The organism is Lacrimispora sp. (genome assembly GCF_032078915.1).
Lineage (GTDB): Bacteria > Bacillota > Clostridia > Lachnospirales > Lachnospiraceae > Lacrimispora.
On record NZ_DAMAUN010000020.1, the window covers coordinates 1 to 23,363 of the forward strand.

General features: G+C 43.6%; 26 protein-coding genes. 4 read left to right on the forward strand and 22 right to left on the reverse strand.

The window, feature by feature from the left end; translation table 11 throughout:
* From RT269_RS10140 to RT269_RS10155, 4 genes are all read right to left on the reverse strand, one after another.
* Positions 1 to 240: hypothetical protein (locus RT269_RS10140; protein ID WP_313182339.1), on the reverse strand; the 240-nt coding region annotated here is incomplete at its 3' end.
* Between the two features lie 262 nt (positions 241 to 502).
* Positions 503 to 685 (reverse strand): DUF4368 domain-containing protein, encoded by a 183-nt coding sequence (locus tag RT269_RS30380; RefSeq protein WP_313182341.1) that lies wholly within the window; start codon positions 683 to 685, stop codon positions 503 to 505.
* Complete coding sequence (locus tag RT269_RS10150) at positions 664 to 825, reverse strand: hypothetical protein (protein ID WP_313182459.1); 162 nt, start codon at positions 823 to 825, stop codon at positions 664 to 666. Before RT269_RS10150 ends, RT269_RS30380 begins: the two co-directional genes overlap by 22 nt.
* A gap of 141 nt (positions 826 to 966) precedes the next feature.
* Complete coding sequence (locus RT269_RS10155; protein ID WP_313182342.1) at positions 967 to 2,367, reverse strand: MATE family efflux transporter; 1,401 nt, start codon at positions 2,365 to 2,367, stop codon at positions 967 to 969.
* Between the two features lie 128 nt (positions 2,368 to 2,495).
* On the opposite strand from RT269_RS10155, the gene RT269_RS10160 reads away from it, so the two are divergent.
* The gene (locus tag RT269_RS10160) at positions 2,496 to 3,032 is read left to right on the forward strand and encodes a PadR family transcriptional regulator (RefSeq protein WP_313182344.1); all 537 of its coding nucleotides are present in this window, start codon (positions 2,496 to 2,498) and stop codon (positions 3,030 to 3,032) included.
* A gap of 118 nt (positions 3,033 to 3,150) precedes the next feature.
* On the opposite strand, the gene RT269_RS10165 is transcribed toward RT269_RS10160, so the two are convergent.
* The 9 genes from RT269_RS10165 to RT269_RS10205 all read right to left on the reverse strand — a co-directional run bounded on the left by RT269_RS10165 (position 3,151) and on the right by RT269_RS10205 (position 11,265).
* Positions 3,151 to 3,342 carry a hypothetical protein gene (locus tag RT269_RS10165; RefSeq protein WP_313182345.1) on the reverse strand — a complete coding sequence of 64 codons (192 nt, stop codon included), beginning with the start codon at positions 3,340 to 3,342 and terminating at the stop codon, positions 3,151 to 3,153.
* 263 nt (positions 3,343 to 3,605) lie between these two features.
* Complete coding sequence (locus tag RT269_RS10170; RefSeq protein ID WP_313182346.1) at positions 3,606 to 3,890, reverse strand: DUF4491 family protein; 285 nt, start codon at positions 3,888 to 3,890, stop codon at positions 3,606 to 3,608.
* A gap of 13 nt (positions 3,891 to 3,903) precedes the next feature.
* On the reverse strand, positions 3,904 to 4,299 hold the full coding sequence (locus RT269_RS10175; protein WP_313182347.1) for a YbaN family protein: 396 nt from the start codon (positions 4,297 to 4,299) through the stop codon (positions 3,904 to 3,906).
* Positions 4,300 to 4,552: 253 nt separating this feature from the next.
* Positions 4,553 to 5,524, reverse strand: a complete 972-nt coding sequence (gene pta / locus RT269_RS10180; protein ID WP_313182348.1) for a phosphate acetyltransferase — start codon at positions 5,522 to 5,524, stop codon at positions 4,553 to 4,555.
* Between the two features lie 128 nt (positions 5,525 to 5,652).
* Entirely contained in the window at positions 5,653 to 7,038 is a 1,386-nt protein-coding gene (locus tag RT269_RS10185) for a HAMP domain-containing sensor histidine kinase (protein WP_313182350.1), read from the reverse strand.
* On the reverse strand, positions 7,035 to 7,742 hold the full coding sequence (locus RT269_RS10190) for a response regulator transcription factor (RefSeq protein WP_313182352.1): 708 nt from the start codon (positions 7,740 to 7,742) through the stop codon (positions 7,035 to 7,037). The genes RT269_RS10185 and RT269_RS10190 overlap by 4 nt, the downstream gene beginning before the upstream one ends.
* 83 nt (positions 7,743 to 7,825) lie before the next feature.
* On the reverse strand, positions 7,826 to 8,032 hold the full coding sequence (copZ, locus tag RT269_RS10195) for a copper chaperone CopZ (protein ID WP_313182353.1): 207 nt from the start codon (positions 8,030 to 8,032) through the stop codon (positions 7,826 to 7,828).
* 22 nt (positions 8,033 to 8,054) lie between these two features.
* Complete coding sequence (locus RT269_RS10200; protein ID WP_313182355.1) at positions 8,055 to 8,777, reverse strand: hypothetical protein; 723 nt, start codon at positions 8,775 to 8,777, stop codon at positions 8,055 to 8,057.
* Positions 8,778 to 8,784: 7 nt separating this feature from the next.
* Positions 8,785 to 11,265, reverse strand: a complete 2,481-nt coding sequence (locus tag RT269_RS10205; protein WP_313182357.1) for a heavy metal translocating P-type ATPase — start codon at positions 11,263 to 11,265, stop codon at positions 8,785 to 8,787.
* A 230-nt stretch (positions 11,266 to 11,495) separates the two neighbouring features.
* On the opposite strand from RT269_RS10205, the gene RT269_RS10210 reads away from it, so the two are divergent.
* Positions 11,496 to 11,864: a winged helix-turn-helix transcriptional regulator gene (locus tag RT269_RS10210; RefSeq protein WP_313182358.1), complete on the forward strand. Its 369-nt coding sequence runs from the start codon at positions 11,496 to 11,498 to the stop codon at positions 11,862 to 11,864.
* Here RT269_RS10210 and RT269_RS10215 read toward each other — a convergent pair.
* The 8 genes from RT269_RS10215 to RT269_RS10250 all read right to left on the reverse strand — a co-directional run bounded on the left by RT269_RS10215 (position 11,861) and on the right by RT269_RS10250 (position 20,489).
* Entirely contained in the window at positions 11,861 to 12,415 is a 555-nt protein-coding gene (locus RT269_RS10215) for a DUF2318 domain-containing protein (RefSeq protein ID WP_313182360.1), read from the reverse strand. The genes RT269_RS10210 and RT269_RS10215 overlap by 4 nt on opposite strands.
* Positions 12,416 to 12,607: 192 nt before the next feature.
* On the reverse strand, positions 12,608 to 14,485 hold the full coding sequence (locus tag RT269_RS10220) for an urease accessory protein UreH domain-containing protein (RefSeq protein WP_313182361.1): 1,878 nt from the start codon (positions 14,483 to 14,485) through the stop codon (positions 12,608 to 12,610).
* Between the two features lie 139 nt (positions 14,486 to 14,624).
* Positions 14,625 to 15,071 (reverse strand): chemotaxis protein CheX, encoded by a 447-nt coding sequence (locus tag RT269_RS10225; protein WP_313182363.1) that lies wholly within the window; start codon positions 15,069 to 15,071, stop codon positions 14,625 to 14,627.
* Positions 15,064 to 15,489, reverse strand: a complete 426-nt coding sequence (locus tag RT269_RS10230; protein WP_313182365.1) for a bacteriohemerythrin — start codon at positions 15,487 to 15,489, stop codon at positions 15,064 to 15,066. The genes RT269_RS10225 and RT269_RS10230 overlap by 8 nt, the downstream gene beginning before the upstream one ends.
* 111 nt (positions 15,490 to 15,600) lie before the next feature.
* On the reverse strand, positions 15,601 to 16,383 hold the full coding sequence (locus tag RT269_RS10235; RefSeq protein ID WP_313182367.1) for a shikimate kinase: 783 nt from the start codon (positions 16,381 to 16,383) through the stop codon (positions 15,601 to 15,603).
* A gap of 213 nt (positions 16,384 to 16,596) precedes the next feature.
* Positions 16,597 to 18,291, reverse strand: coding sequence for a methyl-accepting chemotaxis protein (locus tag RT269_RS10240; protein ID WP_313182368.1), 1,695 nt, complete (start codon positions 18,289 to 18,291; stop codon positions 16,597 to 16,599).
* Between the two features lie 687 nt (positions 18,292 to 18,978).
* Positions 18,979 to 20,199: a DUF438 domain-containing protein gene (locus tag RT269_RS10245; RefSeq protein WP_313182370.1), complete on the reverse strand. Its 1,221-nt coding sequence runs from the start codon at positions 20,197 to 20,199 to the stop codon at positions 18,979 to 18,981.
* Positions 20,200 to 20,300: 101 nt separating this feature from the next.
* Positions 20,301 to 20,489 carry a ferredoxin gene (locus RT269_RS10250; protein ID WP_024346194.1) on the reverse strand — a complete coding sequence of 63 codons (189 nt, stop codon included), beginning with the start codon at positions 20,487 to 20,489 and terminating at the stop codon, positions 20,301 to 20,303.
* A 253-nt stretch (positions 20,490 to 20,742) separates the two neighbouring features.
* Between RT269_RS10250 and RT269_RS10255 the strand changes: the two genes are divergently transcribed.
* Both RT269_RS10255 and RT269_RS10260 read left to right on the forward strand, forming a co-directional pair.
* Complete coding sequence (locus RT269_RS10255) at positions 20,743 to 20,985, forward strand: cytidine deaminase (protein WP_331664130.1); 243 nt, start codon at positions 20,743 to 20,745, stop codon at positions 20,983 to 20,985.
* A 129-nt stretch (positions 20,986 to 21,114) separates the two neighbouring features.
* Positions 21,115 to 21,486, forward strand: coding sequence for a nuclear transport factor 2 family protein (locus RT269_RS10260; protein WP_313182372.1), 372 nt, complete (start codon positions 21,115 to 21,117; stop codon positions 21,484 to 21,486).
* A gap of 71 nt (positions 21,487 to 21,557) precedes the next feature.
* Here the strand turns inward: RT269_RS10260 and hcp are convergent, their stop codons facing one another.
* The gene (gene hcp / locus RT269_RS10265; protein WP_313182374.1) at positions 21,558 to 23,189 is read right to left on the reverse strand and encodes a hydroxylamine reductase; all 1,632 of its coding nucleotides are present in this window, start codon (positions 23,187 to 23,189) and stop codon (positions 21,558 to 21,560) included.
* Positions 23,190 to 23,363: the final 174 nt, after the last annotated feature.

Consider the following 23,363-nt stretch of genomic DNA (forward strand, 5'->3'; position numbering starts at 1 on the left):
ACCTTCTGGCAGGCCGCCATCTCCACCTACTGGCAGGCCGCCATCTCCGCCTACCGGCAGGCCGCCATCTCCACCTACTGGCAGGCCGCCATCTCCGCCTACTGGCAGGCCGCCATCTCCGCCTACTGGCAGACCACCAGGAGGAGGCGGTCCGGTACCTATGGGACCTCCACCATCCAGCGTTCCCCGAAGGCCTGGTCCTCCAAGCCCTGGAGTCAGATTTGTCAATCCTGGGTCCATGAGAAATTGCATTGGACGATTTACTTATGTATGGTTAAGCAACGGATTGGAGTTTTGGTTTTTCCCAGTTCAGATCTGGGCAAATACCGTCGTAGGATTCCGTTGGGACCGAAGGTTTGGTTGGTCATATACCGGAATATCACTAAACCGAATCGATATGTTTTCTTGCACCTGACGGCAATTTCCTCGCAACTCAAAAAGCGATCCTTTAGAGCGTCCTTAATAGGACAGTATATTTTAGAAGTATGGCGTAGCGTAAAAGCTACGCCATTTCTTCATGTATGGGGGTATTTAGCTCCGGCAGAATCCCAACCAAATTATAGCTGATATGAATATTCTGCCTGCGTTTTCCGTTGGATTTATCCGGTGTTTCAACAAACACCTTGCTAACCAAATCGTTCAGTATTGTGGGGGTAAGTTCCGTTAAGTCTGTGTTTGCTTGCACTTGCGGATAAACCGTTCCACATCTTCAGAGTGCTGTTCTTGTTCGTCCTGTTCGGCTTGCCACTGTTCCAGCTTGTTTTCCAAATCAGTCTGTTCGGTTTCGTAATCGTTGGACAATTCTTCAAAACGAATATCACTCAATTTTCCGTTTACATTATCCTCATACGCTGTTACAAAGCCGATGACATACTGTTTCCTTTTTATTTTGTCAACTCCTTTCAGTTGTGGTAGGACTTCGGGCCAACTTGGCCCGAAGTAAAATAGGCTAATAATTATATTCAGTTAATCATTTTTAGACAAAGGGTAATTACATGAATCCCCATCTGCCTGTATTTTATTTTCAGTTTCTTTTAAGAAATTTGAGGTTATCCGAACGAAAATAAATGTGATTAAAACAGATAGGATATCTGCAACCGGTTGAGCTATTACAATTCCAGTTCTGCCAAACATGTTCGGCAGAATGAATAGCATGGGAATCAGACAGGTTCCTTGTCTGCACAGTCCAAGTATAAACCCCTCTTTCACCTTTCCAACCGAGAGTAATAAAGGAGAGTAAATCGTATAGAAACCAAAAAATACAAATGAAAAACTCTGAATCAATATTGCTTGAATACCAATCGTGATAACTTCTTGGTTGTTGTCAGCAAAAATGCTGATTATGTTTTTAGTAAATACCGCACACGCCACAGAAAAGGCGAAACAGAAAATCGTTGTATTTTTTATAGCAAGATGGACGGATTCTCTCACTCTATCAATTTTCTTTGCCCCAAAATTAAAACCGGCAATGGCTTGAAACCCTTTGGAAAAACCATATACAAGCAAGGTTCCAATTGAGAATATACGCATTGTTGTTCCTAAAGCGGCAATTGTGGGTTCTCCAAAACGTGCTGCCTGCCTGTTTGTAAACCATGTAGCCATACTTGTTAAAAGTTGGAAAATCAGCGTGGAAACGCCAATTTTGAATACTGGCGATAGGATTTCCTTATTGAAGCTGATATTGGAAATCTTGAAATTGAAAACACTTTTTTTCAGCATGATGTTGAAGAGCAACACCAATGTCGCTAATCCTTGCGCTATCACAGTTGCATAAGCAGCCCCAACAATCCCCATCTTGAACGTATAAATACAGAGGGGGTTTAGAATAAAATTCAAAATGGCAGTTAATATATTTACTACCATCACTAATTTAGCTCGTCCCTCACTTGAGCTCAAACTATTCATGGTGACAATAAATATGTTAAGAAGCAAAGACGGGACATATACTCTGGCGTAGGTAATAGCAAAACTAATATTTTCATTGCTTCCTCCTAATGCCCTTAAAATAGCTTCTAAATTGATAGAAATTAAAACTGCTGCTATCATTCCCAACAGCAAACTTCCGTATAATGCAGTTGAAGCAACTTTGTTTGCTCTATCCATATCTTTAGAGCCTAACAATCTTGGAATATAGGCTCCAGCTCCATTGCCAAACAACAAGCCTAATGCAACAATTGCCTGTCCAAGTGGCGCACAAATAAGAATTGCCGATAGTTGGCTTACTCCTAATCCACTGACAAATAGGGCATCACCTATATTGTCCAAAGCAGTAAAGACCATTCCAATCATGATTGGAACGCCTAACTTATATATGAGATTTTTAACCGGTTCTGTTCCCAAATTTAATTGGGGATTTTTTTCACTCATGTTCATTCTCCTCGCTTATTTTATTGACATATACAATAAATTATACTACTATTTTTTATAGTAGTTGTCAATAATGTATTTATACATTATAGTAATATAAAGTATAGCGTTATGAAGGAGTGAAAAATATGTCAACTATCGATTTAATCGTGTTGGGTTTAGTAAAGCAACGCCCCCAAGGGGCTTATGATATTCAAAAGGAATTGGAAAGCCGAAATATCTCTCGGTGGGTTAGAGTTAGCGTTCCCTCCATCTATAAAAAGGTAATTCAATTAGAAGAAAAGGGATATATCCGGGGTTCCATTACGAAAGAAGGTAAGATGCCTGAAAAAGCTGTTTATCAATTAACAGAAAAAGGTAATACTTACTTTTTAGAATTGATGGAAAAGATATCCGACCAAACAGTTAATATCTTTTTGGATCTCAATGCCGTAATCGTTAATTTAGAGAGTGTGTCGTTGGAAACAAAGCTTAAATGCTTAATGCAAATCGAGTCCAACATATTGAATTTGGTTGAAACCCTAAACGAGAATATTATTGCAAAGCCTCATAGCCCAATGATAGGAAAAAGTGTTTTGGAACAGCAATTTGCATTAGCAGAAACGCTTAAAAATTGGATAGCACAGTTGAAATCTCAATATGAAAAGGAGCTTGACGATGAATAATTATGAATGTGTGATGAAGGTATTGCCGGCATCTCTCAGGTCATTAAAATTGAAATACAAAGTAAATGATAAACGGAGGTGACTCAAACAGCGCTTCCGTTTTTACTGTAAATTTAGCCTATTCGCTAATGGCAAGCAGGGCAAGTATATACACACTTGCATATTTAGCAATTGGAGAAAGGTTATTTACACTTCGACGTTGCAAGGATAGGAGTTCTTTTACAGACGCAAGGTCAACATTTACGGCATATCCGTCAATCATCATCTTGCGAAGAAAAGCACTCTGATTTTGACTATTCACTTCTGCCATGTGTTCTCGTATGGCATCTAATTCTTCATGAGTCACCTAATATGAAGCCGTAGATCTCGTTTCCGTTTTGGCATATTGCTTTGTCTCCTATACAAATATTTCGTTCTACTTATAAGGACACAAAACAAAAAACAAACGTATCGCCCACTAAAAACGATACGTTTGTTTTAGACATTTTACTTGGCAGACGCCCATTAACAGTTTAAGTTTTCATACTGTCTTATGACGGACTGCCTTTATGGATCGTTTTTTGTTTGTCATTATTATTTTCTTTTGGGATTTCTGGGAAACCAGCCCTTTTCCACCCTTTCTTTCTGCTCTTTAAGCTCCTTTATACTCCATAAAAGCGAGAAGCCCAAAACTGCCAAAAGTGCGGAAGATACTACCTTAGCACATGCAAGAGAGAAGCCGATACATATGATTCCCCCTATCAGAAAAAACGGCCAGCTTCTGCTGCTAAAGTAATATTCTGCCTTGATAACAACAGGATGTAATAATCCGATGATAAGAAATGTTCCAATACCGATAAGAATCCCATCATAATTCATATTTGTCACCAACCTATCCCTTTTTTGTCGTTTCTGTTCTACCTGCCTGACGCGTTTTAATAACAAAAATAAAAACATAATTGTGCAGAATAAAGGCTACGATAAGAAGCAGACGTACAGCAAGATTTCCGATCGATAGAAAGGAGATAAGCATCATCAATCCTGCGGCAGCCTGAATGGTAAACTTCTGCTTTCTTGTCATTGACCGGCCATATTCATACCCTTTCACGTATTTTGCATACAGACCTGTGCCTCTGAACCAGCAATTAAGTTTTTCAGAACTTTTTGTAAAACAGAGCAAGGCCAGCAGGAAGAACGGTGTGGCAGGCAGGCCAGGCACAACCGTTCCCACAACTCCCAGGGCCATGGCTGCGATTCCAATACAAGCATATATGACTTTTTTTAACAAACAAGACCCCCCTGTTCATTCCCCACTGACGCTTCCTGTTGTCCGGATATATTTATCATGATCTATATAATAGTATTGGAGCTATGAGTTGATTATTCGTGCCGCCGCCTTGGTATCCGAGGCAATGTGCATTGTCATAGGTTTCTTCCCCTTTAATAGGTAATATTTTTCAACATATAAATCGCCAAAAGCATCAGTATATTCCATTCTGATGCTTTTGGCGATTCAAGTTATCTCTGCATTTAAAGCAGGCTTATATCAAAGACGCTGTTATAATTGACATTTTATAGACCTCATCTGCATTGCATCCTCTTGAGAGATCATTGATCGGAGCATTGAGACCCTGTAGAATGGGGCCGAAAGCTTCAAAGCCTCCTAAGCGCTGTGCAATTTTATAACCGATATTGCCGGCATCGATATCCGGGAAAATAAATGTGTTGGCATGTCCGGCTACATGAGAGTCCGGAGCCTTTACCTTTGCTACCGTGGGAGAAAAAGCGGCATCAAACTGCAGCTCACCGTCTACCGGAAAACCTAAATTCATGGCCTTCAGTTTCTCAGCGGCATTGTGCATTTTATCAACGGATTCGCCTTTGCCGGAACCAAGCGTACTGTAAGAAAGCAGTGCAACATTGGGATTAATTGCGAAGGTGCTGGCCGTTCTGGCTGTCTCTAATGCAATTTCCACCAGCTCATTTTCATCGGGATTAACATTAATGGCGCAATCAGCCATCGCATACATTTCATTGCCGCTTTCTGTCTGCCGGTATAGAATAAAGCAGCTGGAAACAATTTTGCTGCCAGGTCTGGCTTTAATCAACTGCAAAGCCGGTCTTACCGTATCAGCAGTCGAATAGGTTGCTCCGCCTAACAAACAGTCTGCTTTTCCCATTTTGACCAGCATGGTTCCGAAATAATTGGATTTTTCAAGTGCTGCCCGGCAGGCTGCTTCATCCATCTTACCCTTTCTTAATTCTACCATTTTGGCTGCCATTTCTTCTGATCCTTCATAATTAAGCGGATCTATTGTTTCAATGCCATCGACGGACCAGCCAAATTCTTTTGCAGCTTCGTCTATTTTACCAGGATTGCCAAGAAGGACCGGCATAAGAACACCTTCTTTGTAAAGGCGGCTGGCTGCCTCCAGGATTCTTGGATCAGTGCCTTCGGTAAATACGATTTTTCTTTTTTGAACTTTCAATGCGGCAACCATATTTTCGAACATATTCATTTCCTCCTCTGGTTAAATGATACTTTTTCTATCAAGTATAAACCAAATCACATGAATAAATCAATAACGTTTCCCTAACTGCCCAAAACTTATCATTATAATCTCTCATACCGTTGGTTTCATCAACCTTCCTTTGGAATGCTTACCGTAAAACAGCTTCCCTGCTCCTGTACGCTTTCCACCGTCACAGTTCCACCATGGGCGGCAACGATGGATTTAACAATAGCAAGGCCGATTCCGGCGCCTCCGGATTTCCGGTTCCTGGATTTCTCGGTTCTGTAAAAGCGTTCAAAGATTAACGGCAATTCCGATTCAGGAATCCCGATTCCCGTATCCTTTACCTTAACAATCCCCCACCGGTCCGTTTCATATACTTTAATCCCTATAGCTCCGCCCTCTGGCGTGTATTTGACGGCATTGGAAAGCAGATTGGCCACGACCTGGCTGAATCTGTTTTTATCCGCTTCGGCAAAGACCGGACGGCCCTCTAAGGTAAGTGACAAATTCTTCTTGCTGATTTCTCCCTTCATCGTATCTGACACCGTTTGTACAATCTCCAGCAAATCCATCCGGGATTTATTTAAGACCAGGTTTTCACCCTCTATCTTCGCCAGCTGCCCCAGATCCTCAACCAGTGTTCCAAGACGCATTACCTCCTCATGGCAGCTTTTCAACCGTTCAGGCGTTGCATCCCATAAGCCTTCGATCATGGCCTCCAAATGGGAACCCAAGGCAGTCAGTGGTGTCCGCAGTTCGTGAGCCACATCCGCGGTCATCTGTTTGCGCAGTCCTTCCTGTGTTTTAAGGGCATCGGAGAGATGGTTGATTGCGTCTGCCAGATCATCAAGCTCCCGTATCCTTGTACCTGGCTCGAAACGGATATCATAGTTGCCCTTTGATATTTGTTTGGCAATATAAGCCGTTTTTGTAACCGGACGGGATATTCTGCGGGCAAGGAGACACCCTACCACCACCGAGCAGGCACTGGATAAGATTCCTATGACAAGAAGGACTGTATTCATGACATTGATAAAATTAAAATCAGCCTCATTCATAAAGAAAGGACCGTAATACTTAATAGAGACGGCTCCCACCTTTTTCCCATTCTGATCAATCCCATAGGTGTTGTCTACAAAGCCGCCCTCAGCGCCCCTCTCTTCCATACGCGCTGATATCTCATTCATAATCTGTCCGCATAGGCTCATGTCATGGTTTTCCGCATCCCATACCATGTTTCCCCCTGCGTCATACAGCTTCAAAATATACCCGTCATACAAGGCATTCATACCGATGGCATGGACGTAATCCAGCTTCCAGTTCCGTTTGAATCCATCGTACTGCCTGCTTAAATCATCTACAATATTTTCCCGGCGCTCCCGTCCCAGCTCAGTGATATACTTCTCAAACTCCCGGTTCATAAACCAGTTGGAAAGAAGGCCAATAAGCCCAATGGTGATCAATAGCGTCAGCAAAATTGAAAGAGACAACTGTTTTCTTAAGCTCTTCAATCTCCATCTCCTCCGAATTTATATCCCAGTCCCGGGATCGTCCGCACATACACCGGATTTTTGGGATCATCCTCAACCTTTTTCCTTATGTTCTTAATGTGGCTGTCAATCGCCCGGTCATATCCGGCAAAGCCCTTGTCCATAGCCGCCTCGATCAGTTCCTCTCTGGTAAAGACCTTCCCAGGATATTTGATGAGCACCGACAGGATTTTCAATTCGCTGGGCGTCAGGGTCAGGCTGATTCCTTTTTTACGAACCTCATTCTTCTCAAAATCAATGACCAGATCTCCGTTTCTCCAGGAATTCCTTTTAACAAGGGGCACCAGGTCACTTTCTGTCCTGCGGAGAACCGCTTCAACTCTGGCATACAATTCTTTTAAACCAAAGGGCTTAGTCACATAATCATCCGCCCCAAGGCCCAACCCATCCACTACATCGCTTTCATCCACCTTGGCGGTCAGCATGATGATGGGAACCCGGGACTTTTTGCGGATAGCAATGCACACCTCTTCTCCTGAGATATCCGGCATCATAAGATCCAGAATAACAAGAGAAATATTTTCCGAATCAAATATCTCCAGGGCCTTCCTGCCGTTTTCGGCAGGGAATGTGCGGAATCCCTTGCTTTCCAAAAGCAGACAGACAACCTCCAGTATTTTAGGCTCATCATCCACAACCAATACATTTTTGCTGCTTCTAAGCATTTTAGCACCTCTATCTAATAGAAATTAAAACGCGAAAAGCGGGAACCGCTTGGTGGTGCGGTTCCCGTCCTCTTTATTTACTGCTAAATGATATCATAGCCCTGATCTTCAATCTCAGCTTTGATCGCTTCTACGGATGCCTGATCCGGGTCATGATCCACGGTTACGGTTTTTGCTTCCAGATCCACCGATACACCGGATACGCCAGATAAAGCACCTACCGCATTTGTGATCGCCTTTACACAGTGTTCACATGCCATTCCATCTACATTTATAACTGATTTTGCCATTTGAGTTACCTCCGCTATATTTTTATTTTAAATTAAAAGGTTTTAAAAATTTATAAACCTCTAAAGTCTTTCCGTCTTCCATTACTGAAACCGGAGCATATGCCCAGCCTTCCACTTTCTCCGGATCAACACCGGCTGCAATGAGAGGTTCGGGATTTAATACAAATACAATGTCCTTATCCTGATTTTCGTTTTTTATGGTATTTGTCTCCAAATTTTTTGCCCATTCAAACATATTGCCGTCTCCCAGCTTTACCCCATAGTGATCCATGTCCATATGGTAGTTGATAACGCTGCGGTGCTTATTTACGATCTGCTCATAGGCTGCAAGAGGAGTTGCCTCTCCCTTAGAATCCGGTTTTTCAGTTCCAAGCTTTGTTCCTACCATCAGCATTCCATCATAGGCTGCATAATTATCCGGCAGCTTATCCGTATCAAGCCCTGCACTTGCAAATGGGGCCGCATCAAACTCCAGCATTACGTCATGAAGAGGGCTCTGGCTATAATCTTTGGCCCAAATAAAACGTACACTTCCATCCGGTGCATTTAGGGACCAGCCTCCATTGATTTCATCAGCTTTCACATTGTCGGGAATCGTATTTAATATTGTTTCAAAGGATTCGGCAGATTGTTTTCCGACTACATCCAGATTTCTCCCCGCTGTCTGCACAACCGCTGCAACGATCACTGCCACCAATACTACGACTGCTCCCACTGCTGCAATTAATTTTCCATTTTTCTTCATATCCGGTTCACCTCGTTCCTGTAGTTGGTTTGAATCGTTTCAGCCGCAATGCATTCGTCAGTACGGAAACTGAGCTTAAGCTCATGGCTGCTGCAGCAAAAATCGGGTTAAGAAGCGGCCCGTTAAAGAGCAGATGTAAAAGCCCTGCAGCGATGGGGATTCCAATCACATTATAACCGAAGGCCCAGAAAAGATTTTGCTTGATGTTTCGGATGGTCTGCTTGCTTAAGTTGATAGCTGTGGGCACATCCATTAAATCAGAACGCATGAGAACAATGTCAGCGGATTCCATGGCTACATCCGTACCGGAACCGATTGCGATACCGATATCCGCCTGGGCAAGTGCCGGGGCATCATTGATTCCGTCACCGACCATGGCTACCTTACGGCCTTCGGCCTGCAGCTTCCTGACCTCATCGGATTTATCCTGAGGAAGCACCTCGGACAGCACCCGGTCGATTCCTACCTGCTTTGCAATAGCCTCTGCAGTTCTCTTATTGTCACCGGTAATCATGGCTACTTCTATACCCATCTTATGCAGGCGTTCAATGGCAGCCCTGCTTGACTCCTTTACAACGTCCGCAACGGCTACAATACCTGCCAGCTTGCCGTTAATGGCTACATACATCGGTGTTTTTCCTTCCCCAGCCAGCTGGTCTGACGCTTCCTCCATTCCTGTTAAGGAAATGCTGCGTTCCGACATCAGCTTCCGGTTCCCGGCAAGGATATCTTCTCCGTCTATCTTCGCTTCTATCCCCCGTCCGGTTAAGGACTCAAACTGTTCCGCTGCAGATAAGGTAAGTCCTGCATCTTCCGCACCGTGGACAATTGCCTGCCCCAGAGGGTGCTCGGAGCCTTTTTCCGCAGAAGCCGTGAGCTGCAGCAGCAGTTCTTTGGAGACCCCTTCTACGGCCAGAACATCGGTCACCGTCGGTTTTCCTTCGGTAATGGTGCCTGTTTTATCAAATACGATCGTGCTGATTTTATGGGCTGTCTCAAGAGCTTCTCCGCCCTTGATCAGGATACCGTTTTCCGCGCCCTTTCCGGTTCCAACCATGATAGCAGTAGGTGTCGCAAGACCTAAGGCACATGGGCAGGCGATAACCAGAACTGAAATAAATATGGTAAGTGCAAACTTTAAGTCTCCGGCGGTGCCGATATACCAGGCAATACCGGAAAGCAGGGCAATCACACAAACGACCGGAACGAAATATCCGGAAACAATGTCTGCCATCTGAGCGATCGGAGCCTTTGAACCCTGAGCGTCCTCCACCAGCTTGATGATTTGAGCAAGAGCCGTATCGCTGCCGATCTTTTCCGCTCTGAACTGAATGGTTCCTGTGGTGTTTAAGGAGGCGGCATATACCTGGTCCCCTTCTTTTTTATCCACCGGCATGCTTTCACCGGTCAGCATGGATTCATCGATAGCAGTGTGGCCGCCTATCACGGTCCCGTCTACCGGGATCTTTTCGCCTGGCTTTACTAAAATCATATCACCGATTTCAACTTCGTCAATAGGAATCTCTTTTTCCACGCCGTCTTCAAGAATGATCGCTGTCTTAGGCGCAAGGCCCATCAGCTTCTTGATCGCTTCACTGGTTCTTCCCTTCGAAACTGCCTCCAGGGATTTTCCCAGCAGGATAAGGGTGATGATAACTCCCGCAGATTCAAAATACAGGGAATCCACGGCCATAAAATGTCCTTCTGCAATCTGGAACGTGTTGTAGATGCTGAAAAGAACGGCAGCCGTAGTTCCTATAGCGATCAGGGAATCCATGTTCGGACTTCTCTGAAACAGAGCTTTAAAACCAATGGTATAAAATTTATATCCAACGCCTATGACTGGAACCACCAGCAGTAGTTCCACCAGAGCATAGGTCAGGGGGTACTGCATAGGAGCGATCGCTGCCGGGAAAGGCAGACTGACGATCTTGATCATGGGCGCCATGGCAACGTAGAGAAGAGGTATGGAAAATACCGCAGACACGATGAACTTCGTCCATAGGGTCTTAATCTCCCGCTGCTTGCGGGCCCGGTCCTCATCCGCTGCATCTGCTTTGTTTATTTCCAGGACCTTGTAGCCTGCCTTTTCAATGGCTGCCCGTATGGCCGACATCCTGACTTTCTGAGGATCGTAGGTAACCGTAGCTTTTTCTGTTGCAAAATTAACCGATGTACTTATCACACCATCCAGCTTCCCCACAACTTTTTCTATACGATTCGCGCAGGCCGCACAGGTCATTCCGCCGATTGGTATGGTCACATTGGCATTTTCGGATTTTTCCACCACTTCATATCCGATTTTTGATACTGCTGCTTTAATCGCAGAAAGTTCAAGGGTGCTGCCGTCATATTCCACAAACAGCTTTTCACTTGCCAGATTTACATTCGCCTGGCTGATACCGGAAAGTTTCCGAACTGTTTTTTCAATTCTCTGCGCACAGGCTGCACAGGTCATGCCTCTTATATTTAAAATTTGACTTTCCATTCTGATTCACCTCACTATTTTTTACTGCCCCTTCCTTTGGGCGTCCCCTCCGGCGTCGGCAAAGATCACAATATTACTAATTTTTTCCATGGCCTCCAAAAATATGCTATCCTGTTATCTTGTATTTTTCGAGCGCTCATGTTATTATTATGGCACTAATTGCGAATTTTGCAAGTATGCACTTTTTTGTATTATAGTACCCAAAATGATACTAAGGGAGGAGACTTATAATGAACAGCAACTGCACAACTTATCATTGCCCGGTAGATGCCACGTTGGATATGATCGGAGGGAAATACAAAGCCCTCATCTTATGGCACTTAATTAACAATACCCTTCGGTTTGGAGAGCTTCGCAAGCTCATTCCCCAGGCAACCCCCAAAATGCTCACCCAGCAGCTGCGGGAACTGGAGGAGAATCAGCTGATCATACGTACCGTATATCCGGTAGTGCCGCCAAAGGTGGAGTATATGCTTTCGGATCTGGGAAACAGTATACGCCCTATTCTGGAAACCATGTATAATTGGGGAGCAGATTACTTAAGGCAGAATGGCCTTACCGTAAGCTGCTCCATGAAATTCCCCTCTGAAGATTCTTAATAAGAAGCTTTCCAGTTGGCAAATATCTCCTTGGATTCCTTAAGGAAATCATAAGAGATCGTGATGGACTCGTCTGTCACGGTCTTTTCCTTGTCAAAAATAGGCCATGGATTGCAACCGCCTGCCTCCACTTCCACCCGGTTCATGGGAAAACGGTTTCCGCAGTTCTGGCACACAAGAACATCTCCTTCCTGCTTATAGTATCCTCTTCCTGAATCATAGCATACCTGGCAGGTGTTAAATGCTGTCCGGATCGTTCCATCGGGAGCCTGGACAGCAATGACCTCCATCTTAGTTCCGTCTACATCAACCGGATAAAATTGGGCCGTACTTGAAATATCCTTTACTGGAATCACAAGTGTCTCTCCATTCTCTACCTTTTGGGCGCTTTCTGCCGCTGCTTTGGCTGATTCTGTTTTCTCCCCCGTTTCCTTTGGAGCGCATGCTGTGAGGGCTGCGGCAGCTATCATCAGTACCGCAAGCTTCATTAGAAGTCCACTGCGTTTCTTTCCGTTTCCTTTGTCATATCCGTTCTGAAATTTCTGTAACATGAAAATGTCCTCCTGAATTTATACTTTGTTAATCCTTTTTCTGTTTGTCTCCCATAAAAAACATTGCTATGATAATACCTAAAACCGGGAGTATGCAGTGCCAATGACTCAATAATAAACTCATCAATCAGTTCTCCTTTTCTCTTTCCTGCCCATCTTCCCAGGGCATAGAGATATCCCTGGATCCCCTGTTTACCCGCAGCAGGAACCGCCTGCTCCCTGGAAGGTATCTTCGGGCCAGATAAGGGTCTTAAAACTGCTTATTTCTTTCTTAATGGCGTCCATATCTAAGTTATCTAAATCATCCACAACCTTGATATACCCATAAAAGGCATTGTCCCCGGTGGAAAAGTCAAAACTCCCTGCGGGTGTAAAATACAGGTTGTTTTCTCCCGCTTCAAGTGGAAGCTGGGTTGCAAAATCCGGTACAAGAAGCAGGGTTCCATAGGTGTCACCAGACGTATTGTCAATAATATTCCATTCCACATCCACACCGGATTTCACCACTGCCGCCGCTGGCTTAAAACCTTCATCAGTAAGTTCCATCGTAATTCTCTGAATGCTGTTTCCGTATTCATCCGTGGCGTCTTCCGCAACTGCTATCTCATCCGTTGGAATCGTATAACCGGCTGCTACCGGTTCTTCCGGCGCATATTCTTTTAATACGCCCTCTCCATCAGAGCCTGTGCTGTTATTTGCATCTCCTTCTTCCGCCACGTAGATGGACCCGCGGATCATCCCCATCCAACAGCTGTAGGATATCTTACCTGTTTTTTCGGGAGTAAATTCAATGACATTTTCGCCGGTCTTAAAGGAATATTCAATGCCAAGATCCCGGATAATCATCCGGTTATTGCAGCCGTTTATGCTTCCCTGGGGCGCATCGATGATCCATTTTACCGGAATCCCTTTCTGAACATTGATGTTGGGATATCTACCGGGAGAAAGTGTACTGTTTATGATCTGAACTCCATCTTCTATTTTTATATCATCCTTTTTCTCCTGATCACCGGCCGCATAGGCGTTGTTTCCTCCATTAGAAAACAAGTCTGGTGCCTGGAATCCTGACAGGCTCAACCCCTGGGAAAACATGGACATGCCCAGTACCACAACCAGCACCGCTCCCACTGTCATGACCTTGCTTGTGAACCTTTTTCCCAGTGCTGAGGAAAGTGCTCCAAGTCCGAACATCAGAGGTACGGTACCAAGGCTGAACAGGAACATGGACAGCGCGCCTGAAAATGGGCTTCCGGTAGACAATGCATAGATCTGCATGGCCTGTAAGGGGCCGCATGGCATAAGGCCGTTTAGCAGGCCCACAATCAGAGGACTGCTGCTTTTTGATTTTTCTTTGTCAATTTTTCTTGCAAACATTTGAGGCATTCTCGGATTCAGCCTGCGCAGCCACGGTAAAATCCCCAGCATGTTTATGCCCATAATGACCATAAACACTCCGGCAGCCAGCTTTAATACTCCCTGAAGAGTATTAGAGAACGTTACCACCGAACCCAGCGCTCCCACCAGGAAGCCTACCGCAGTGTAAGAGATCACCCGTCCCAGGTTGTAAAGAAAGGTCGGCCGGAATGTAGAAAAACGGTTCTTTTCTGAGACAGCATCTCCGCTTTTGGGAATGCACTGGGACAGATTGATTCCGCCGCACATTGCCACGCAATGAACGGATGTAACCAGGCCGATGACAAACAACATTCCATAACTCATCTTTTCGTCTGCCAGCTGGCTGGGTGCAAGCAGATTTAAAAGCCCGAACTGTTGGATCAGCATATATAAGGAAACAATGATGAGCAGGATTCCTATGACCCGGCTGCTATCCGGTCCCTGCTTTTCATGATCTGTTAATACCTTGTAATCCAGACCTTCAATAATCCCTGCAATGCTTTTATACGAAATAATATCCGTATCAAAGGTGATGACAGCAGTTCCGGCGCTGTAACTGACTTCTGCTTTTTCGATTCCAGCCGTGTTGCGCAATTTTTTTTCAATTTTATTTTGACAGCTGATACAGGTCATCCCGCCGATTCGTAATTTTTTAGTTCTTACAGCAGATCCCATCGTCTGTCCTCCTTTTCAATTTCTGAAACAAAGAATAGCAGGGCGATTTGTAGAAGTTGTGTAGATAAGATTTTTTTCAAAAAAAAACGTGTATCCCATTCATTCAAATGATATACACGAGTTTATTATGTATTTATAATTACTCAGCCTGATTAAGCCTTATATCCAGACAAACATCACCGATGGATGTGTTCACACAGCAGGCAGTTTGAAATGTATATTCTCCGCGCTCAGCCGGCTTACGTAAAACCGGTGGAAGGATATCACAGGTCAGATCCTCACCTGCAAGCATGGTAAGAACATTTCCACTGATAATATTGGCAACTTCAGATACGGCAGAGGTAACAAACTCATCCACTGCATCAAATTCCATGCCGCTCATGATAGTTACGATACCGAGAGACGTCTCATGAGGAAGACGGTAAATCACTTCCCCCTTAAGATCTCCAATAAAGCCGATGGAAACGTCTAGTTCCTCCTCACATGCAAAGGCATCTGCCGGGTGATCGGAAACATCATTTAGTTCAAGCATCAGCTTAAGTACATTCCGGGTCGCTTCTAAAAAAGTGCCATAAAGATCAGTCATTCTTAGCTACCCCCTTTGAAATCGCATAAGCGGCAATGCGCTGGTCTTCTGCCGCAACATGGTTGATAAGCCATGCCATAAGCTTTCCAGCAAACTTCTGCATCAGCTGCTCGTCATAACCGCTGTGCTCATATTCTTCCGTAACTGTAAGGACATAATTTACCATATCGGTATGGATCTTCTTATGCTCCTCCCTGCCCGGATAACCGATTTTCTCCTGGTATGCCTCCTCGTCGCGGAAATGCTCTACCACATACGCATTCATAAATTCCAGTGTTTCATTAACCTTTTCTACTTTTTCATCCCAGGAAGCTGAGGAACGTAATACTTTCATAAAAATCTCTACCCGCTGAAACAGTTCCATATGCTGTACATCAATCAATGGAACTCCCAGCTCATACTTATCCTTCCAAAGCATTGTTATCCTGTCCTTTCTTTAAAATATACCGGCTCATCAAGCCGGTATATTCTTTATCATTCGTTTGAAATCTTTGCTCATGCCTGTATTATAGCACGATCCGGATACAAGTCAATGTTCAAATTGAATCAGGGAAATAATCAGTTCTTCACATATCTGCTGTACACTTTTATGATCCGTCTCTACGATTATATCCGCTGCTTTTTCATAAAAATCCTTACGTTTTGCCATAAGCTCTTTTATGAATTCCGCGTTCATATTTCCATTTAAAATCGGACGTCCGCCATCATCCTTTACTCTCTCCAAAATGGTTTCAGGGCTGGCAGTCAGAAGTATGATACAACTGCCCTTTTTAAGATTTTTAACATTTTCCTCACGTATTACCGCACCGCCGCCACAGGAAATAATCGTCTGACGGCAGTTTTGCAGGTTAAGGATCGCATTGCTTTCGCAGTCCCTGAAATATTCCTCTCCGTGTTTTTCAAAGATATCCCGGATCGGCATCTTCTGGTCTTCCACGATCAAGGCATCTACATCCACTTCCTTCATGGCCAGCATATTCCTTAGGTATTTGGATACCGTACTCTTTCCTGTTCCCATAAATCCGATCAAAGCAATGTTATGGTCAAACAGTTTTTTGCTCTGTACCCCTTTGCTTTCCTCATCGATTTGTTTGAAGATGCTTAACAATTCGTCACAATAAGCATGATCTCCTATTGCGGCAAGTAAAGTCTCGTGCCGGAGTTTCTCCTCTTCCATCTGAAATATAGGAAGTCCTTGTTCCTTCTTGTATTCCATGATCTCTGCTGCGTAATCAAGGCGCCGCCTCAGAAGGTCTAAAATTTCCATATCACAGCGATTCAAATCTTTTCTTATCTCATTCAGTTCTCTCATACCGTCTCTCCATAATCATCTTGTCGTTCCTTTATATTTTTTACATTATACATAATATAAAGGCAAGCTGTAAAGCAATTCTTTCGGATTGTTTTGTCAGGGACTTTTCCGTTCTATGGAACAAATTTACTCATTATTCATATAAATTCGTTGTTTGGAGGCAGGCAAACGTGATCTGATTTACATTAGAGAAGTAAATAGAGAAACTCCGCTTTAGCGAGTATGTAGTACCTCTTCTTTAAAAAGTCTGAATCTGCCGACTTCCTGCTGGAGCATCTGCGCCTGGGCAGCCAGTTCCTCGCTGGAGGAAGAACTTTCTTCTGCGGTTGCAGCGTTTGTCTGAACAACAGCAGATACCTGGTATAAGCCCTGATTGATCTGTTCTATCACCTGCACCTGCTGGGAGGAGGATTCTTCGATCCCTCTAATCGCTTGTTCCACAAACTCCGCCTGCTTTGCAACTCCCTGAAGAACCTTTGCCGTCTCATCGGCTAATTTCTCACCCTCTGCAACACTGGTCACCGAATATCTGATCAAATCAGCCGTCTGCTTGGCTGCTTCCGCAGATTTTCCGGCAAGGCTCCTGACTTCATCTGCAACCACCGCAAATCCTTTGCCAGCCTCTCCTGCACGGGCAGATTCCACAGCCGCATTGAGTGCAAGAATGTTCGTCTGGAATGCAATATCTTCAATCACTTTCGTGATGTTAGATATCTTATCAGAAGCCGATCCGATTTCCTTCATGGCCCCATTCAGCTTTCCCATGTATTCGTTGCTCTCACTGACCCCGGCACCGGCCTGCCCAACATAGTCAGCAGCCCTTTGAACATTTTTTGCATTTTCTTCTGCCTGCTCCGCCACGCTGCTGACGGAAGCATTCAGTTCCTCAATCGTAGCTGCCTGCTCCGCTGTTCCGGAAGCCAGAGCCTGTGCCGCAGAAGAAACCTGTTCAGCCCCTGCATTGACCTGGTCGGAGGCAGTGCTTATTAATAACAGTGTGTGATTTAAATCTTTTCTGATTTTCTGCAATGCCAGCCCAAGGATATCCTGATCTGACCGAAGGGGTACCTCATTGGTAAAATCTCCGTTGCTGATCCTGTCGGCAGCATCCACCTGTTTTCCAATGCTGTCGATCATTTTAGTAAAGGCATTGGCGAGCTGACCGGTTTCATCCTTTGAATGAATATTGCCAAGCTCCACATCCACATGCCCTAATGCGATCCGGTTGGCGGCATCCACAACCTGCTCAATTGGCTGACTGATCATTTTCGAAATTCTTGCCCCTAATAATACTGCTGCACCAGCTCCCAATGCAACAAAAAGAACCAGAACAGCGGTCAGCCACAATGCAGTATCGTGATTGGAATCATTGGTCTTTCCGGCTTCATCCATACGGTTGTCGATTAATTTGTTGAAATTATCGAACATCTTTTGAATATTATTTGTTTCCTGAAGAAGTGCCTCCCATGCGGCAGCCTCATTACCTGCCTTTGCCTCATCCAAACATTTCTCTACGGCTGGCTTAAAGGATTCATTAAACAGCGAAACAGACTCATCCAAAAGGGCAAAAGATTCCGGAATGATTATGGTCTTGCGGTAAGCCTCTATGCTGGTTAAAAACTTTTCCGATCCACTGTCAAAGCTTTGCTTCAGCTCATCAAGCTTCTGGGCATCTCCCGCATAGATTACCATGGCTCTGGAGTCCACCCGGAACTGATAAAGACTTTCAAGTGCCTCAAATAAATATTTCATTGGAGCTGTCTGCCCTTTATACATGTAAGTATCCATTTGACTGATCCTGGCAAGCCCGGCAATTCCTGCGCCCCCGACCAGCAGCATAATAAGCGTCAGGCTTAAAAAACCCGTCAGCAGTTTTCGCGAAATACTGAAATCCTTAAAGCGTTTCATTTTATTTCCTCCCTGTTCTCTTAGGTATGATTAAAAATAGGACAATCCGGCTTCCCTATCCGGGAGCGCAACGCTGTCCTGACAGAACGTATTCGCAGTATATTTGGTACTGCGGTTTGTGAGAAATAAGATGGTATTTAAAGGGTTACAGAAGGCCATGACGGAGAATATGACGGCTTTTAATTTCTTCCCGCAGAATTCCTTGCGGTAAAGTCTCCTGATATAGAGTTACATTTTTTACTTAGAAAAGCGCAGGCACAGTATATTTTGTTATCGTCACATGGAAAAGAAAAGAATACATGGATCCGCCAAATGACGATGTTATTGACGGCTGATATACAATTTTTCAAAAAAATGTTCGCAATCCGGCACGATAATTCAGATAAAAATTCTTTTTTATTGCCTCAATTATAAATTTATTTGATAATTGACAAATAATATTTTTCTGATGTATAATGAATATCGTCGAAATATACATAATTTTGTAACCGCAGTACCAAATATACTGCGTCATTTTATATGATTTATTTTGCCAATTAAATAAGTTTTTCGTAAATCATGCAGAGTTTTTCGTATATATTCTGATATATTATCATAAATTTCACCCAAATCCAGTCAAAATCTGGACTCAAAAAACCGGCCAGAGCACAAAAAAACTCTGGCCGGACGGCTATAACTTTGGAACTTCTATTCAGAAATAAGCCTCTTTTCCCCGGTAATCTCCTGTATGGGTTTTATGTCCTGGGTTACTTCCAGAACGCCAAGATACTCTCCTTCATGACTTCTCACCGCATAATAGCGGATCAAAATATACTTTCCAGCCATTTTGATCCAGAAGTCTTCCTGGTCTTTCCTCCCGGTTTTGAAATCCTCAACAATCTGTTCAACAATATGAACGCTGGCCGGCGGATGGCAGTTGGAAACATTTCTGCCGATAATGGCTTTTGTTCTGGGGAAAGCCCGCTCTTTTCCTTCTGAAAAATACTTTACCACATCATCCTTATTTACAAAGGTAATGTCTAAGGGGAGCGTATTTAACATGGAGGTCAGCTCTTCCAGCTTAAATTCTCCCGAAGGAAGTCTGATAAGACCTGCTTCACCTGCTTCCTTTATCTCCGTCTTATCCTTTCCCTTGTCGTCTGCAGCAGGATTCCATTGCGGAACATGGTCGATCATAAAACCTATTTCTCCGCTTTCATCGGCAATTGTTTTCCACTCTTCCTGGGTCAGCTGTTCTAAAAGCATGGGAGCCATGATATTTTCTTCTTTAAATATCATTTCCGTGATCTTACCCAGTAAATTTTCAATCTTCTGTACCAGGGTTTCATTGATCTTTACGTTCTTATCAAGCAATTCCACTGTTTCTTTCACTTGATTCCTGATCTCATCATCCACTCCCCACATAACCTTTGGAGGTGCCGTAATTCCGTATTTCTCCATATATGGAAACAGCAGATTTTCCTTCTTCCCATAATGAACGGATAAGTCTTTTAATTGATTTATGCCTTCTTTAAGCTTTGAAAATTCTTCCTTAACATTTTCTTTTGTCAGAACCAGATACGGGCGGATTCCGTTTTCAATAATATGAGCAATTTTCTTATTTTCTCTGACCAATACATTTAAGGGATGTCCAGGAATTAAGGTTGGATCATCCGGCTGATGGATTTCCTCAATAGAGCCTTTAAAAACTGAGGCGTGGACATCACAAAGCTTCTGTACCTCCTCCACCGGCAGGCCATCTGCGATCAGAGCGGCCTCAGCCGCAGAAATTTCAGAGGCAGACACACCTTGAAAAGCCTCCTCAAACAGCTGCTTTACCTCTTCCACTGATTTTCCATCATGAAGCTTTTTAATGATCTCTTTAATCGCATTTTGCCTCATTTCACGATTGTTAATATATTCACTCATAGTATTCCTCCTTCTTCCACGGCCTGAATCTACATTCCATTGTATAAAAAACGCCCCCGTCTGATTGGATCATTTCCCTCAGAAGGAGGCGCTCTTCCCGATTATTCTACTGTTATTACCGAAACAGGACAGCCCTCCTGCGCTTCAACTGCCGTTTGCTCCGCAGACTCCGGCACTTCATCAACATATGCTTCTGCAGGTCCGTCATCTCCCATTCGGAACACCTCTGGACAAATCGATGCACACAGCCCGCATTCAATACAACCCTCTCTATCTACCGTTGCTTTCATATCAACAACTCCTTTCCCAAAGATATCTCTATTGTTGGTAATTTCTTTACAAATTATCCATTTTCTAAAGATATGTTTTATTTTTTTCAGAATACCACTTCCATGGTTTCCTGTATGTTGTAATTACAACATTTTCCATTTTTTTAGGAAAGCACCGATAAATGTATGGTAGTATGGGAAGAAGTATGATACATTTTTTGATAACAGGAAACGTTGACAGGCAGCTAATATATCTGGTAAAGAAGAAAAATAGATGAACATATGGAGTGAGATGTATCGTAAGGCCAAACAGGTTCAAAATTCAAGAACAATCTCGCCGTTTATTGAGGCGGGGGGAGTCGCCGCAGCTATATTAACAGCAAATAACAATATTTTTGTCGGAATTTGCATCGATACAAGTTCTTCGCTTGGAATGTGTGCGGAACGCAATGCTATTGCAAATATGATAACCCATGGGGAAAGCAAAATAAGGATAGTAAAAATATTGAGGTACTGATGGATTATGATACTTTGGAAACAGTGAAGCTTGGCGATTTATGCCCGAATTGGTGGACAGTCAGCCATTTTAACCAAGCCTAACGCATCAAATAAATGTGACTATGAATGAAATTTACAGGAGTAAAAAATGTGGAAGAAAAAATTGGTTGAACGTTATTTTCAGGCATGGATCGAAAAAGATGCAGACGTGCTAAAGACGGTCTTTTCAGATGACATTATATACAGCGAATGTTATGGGCCGGAATATCATGGAATCGAACAGATTTTAAAGTGGTTTGAAGATTGGAATAAGGCGGGAACCGTTTTAGAATGGTCGATGAAACGGTTTGTTTCAGAAGGAAATACCATTGTTGCGGAATGGTATTTTAAATGCGATTATAACAATGTAATCGATGGATTTGACGGAGTTTCAATGATTGACTTTGATGATAACAGGAAAATCAAAGGATTGAAAGAATTTCAATCGAAAGCAGAACATTATTTTCCCTATGAGAAATAAAACAGGGAGGCTGCAAAACCAACTCCCGTTCGTTATGCAGCCTCTCTTTTTATTATGCCTATATCCGGTTATTATGCGTTCATGAAGAATTCGATGTCATCTTCTACCGTACCAATTCCTGCAATTCCAAAGGTTTCAACAAGAACCTTGGCAACGTTTGGAGATAAGAAACCAGGTAATGTCGGCCCTAAGTGAATATTCTTCACTCCTAAGTAAAGCAGTGCAAGAAGAACGATAACGGCCTTCTGCTCATACCAGGCGATGTTATAAGCGATTGGAAGCTCATTGACATCATCAAGACCAAAGACTTCCTTTAATTTCAGCGCTATTACTGCCAGAGAATAGGAGTCATTACACTGTCCTGCATCCAGAACTCTTGGAATTCCGCCGATGTCGCCCAGTTCTAACTTGTTGTATCTGTATTTTGCACAGCCAGCCGTAAGAATGATGGTATCGCTTGGAAGCTGCTTTGCAAACTCTGTATAGTACTCTCTGGATTTCATTCTGCCGTCGCATCCTGCCATAACAAAGAACTTTTTAATGGCTCCGGACTTCACCGCATCAACCACCTTATCTGCAAGTGCCAGTACCTGATTATGAGCAAAACCGCCTACAATACTGCCTGTTTCAATCTCATCAGGAGAAGGAAGCTTCTTTGCCATCTCTATGATAGCTGAAAAATCCTTCTTTCCGTTTTCATCCGCAGAAATATTTGGACATCCGGGGAAGCCTGCAGCACCTGTTGTAAAGATTCTGTCTGCAACTTCAGGAGTTTTTGGGGGAACAATACAGTTTGTGGTAAAGAGAATCGGTCCGTGGAAGGACTCAAACTCGCCAACCTGCATCCACCAGGAGTTTCCGTAGTTGCCTACAAAGTTGTCATATTTCTTAAATGCCGGATAATAGTGGGCAGGAAGCATTTCACCATGGGTGTAAACATCCACTCCTGTTCCCTTTGTCTGCTCTAAAAGCTGTTCCATATCTGTCAGATCATGGCCGGAGATAAGAATGGCCGGATTCTTTCTGACTCCGATATTAACGGAAGTGATTTCCGGATTTCCATAGCGTGATGTATTGGCCTCATCAAGAAGAGCCATTCCCTTTACACCGTATTCACCGGTCTTTAAGGTCAGGGCTACCAGATCATCGGCTGTAAGGCTGTCATCAAGAGTTGCAGCCATTCCTTCGTACAGGAAGGAATAAATGGACACATCTTCTTTTCCAATGTTGAATGCATGCTCTGTGTAAGCGGCCAGACCCTTGATTCCGTAGATGATCAGCTCTCTTAAAGAACGGATATCTTCATTTTCCGTTGCAAGAACTCCTACGAAAGAAGCCTTGGAAAGCATGGATTCTCTGGAGTCCACAGTAAATACTGCTGCATCCTGGTTTCCGTTGTATCCTGTATCCTTTGCAAGCTGGTCTCTTAATCCGAGAACCTTTACGATCTGCTTTTCAATTGCATCCGCATCAAAGTTTGCGTTTGTGATCGTAATAAAAAGGCTTGTAAGCACCTCGTGGTTGATTGTATGTAGCTCTGCTACATTGGTTTTTGTCTTTACAACAATTTCAGAAATTCCTTTTACCGCATAAACAAGCAGGTCCTGAAGCTTTGCGACCTCCTCATTCTTGCCACAGACACCTTTGATGGTACAGCCTGTGTTCTTTGCTGTCTCCTGACACTGATAGCAAAACATGCTCATATTCCATTACCTCCTAATGTAAATTTTCTATGCACAGCACCTTTTTTTCAGTGCTTCTGCTTTCTTTTTAAAGGATACCACTGGAATACGGTTATGTCCGTTGTTATTACAACATACTTGGATTTTTATTTTTTTCCCACAATAAAACGGCCGTATCAGCAATTTGTCTCTCCC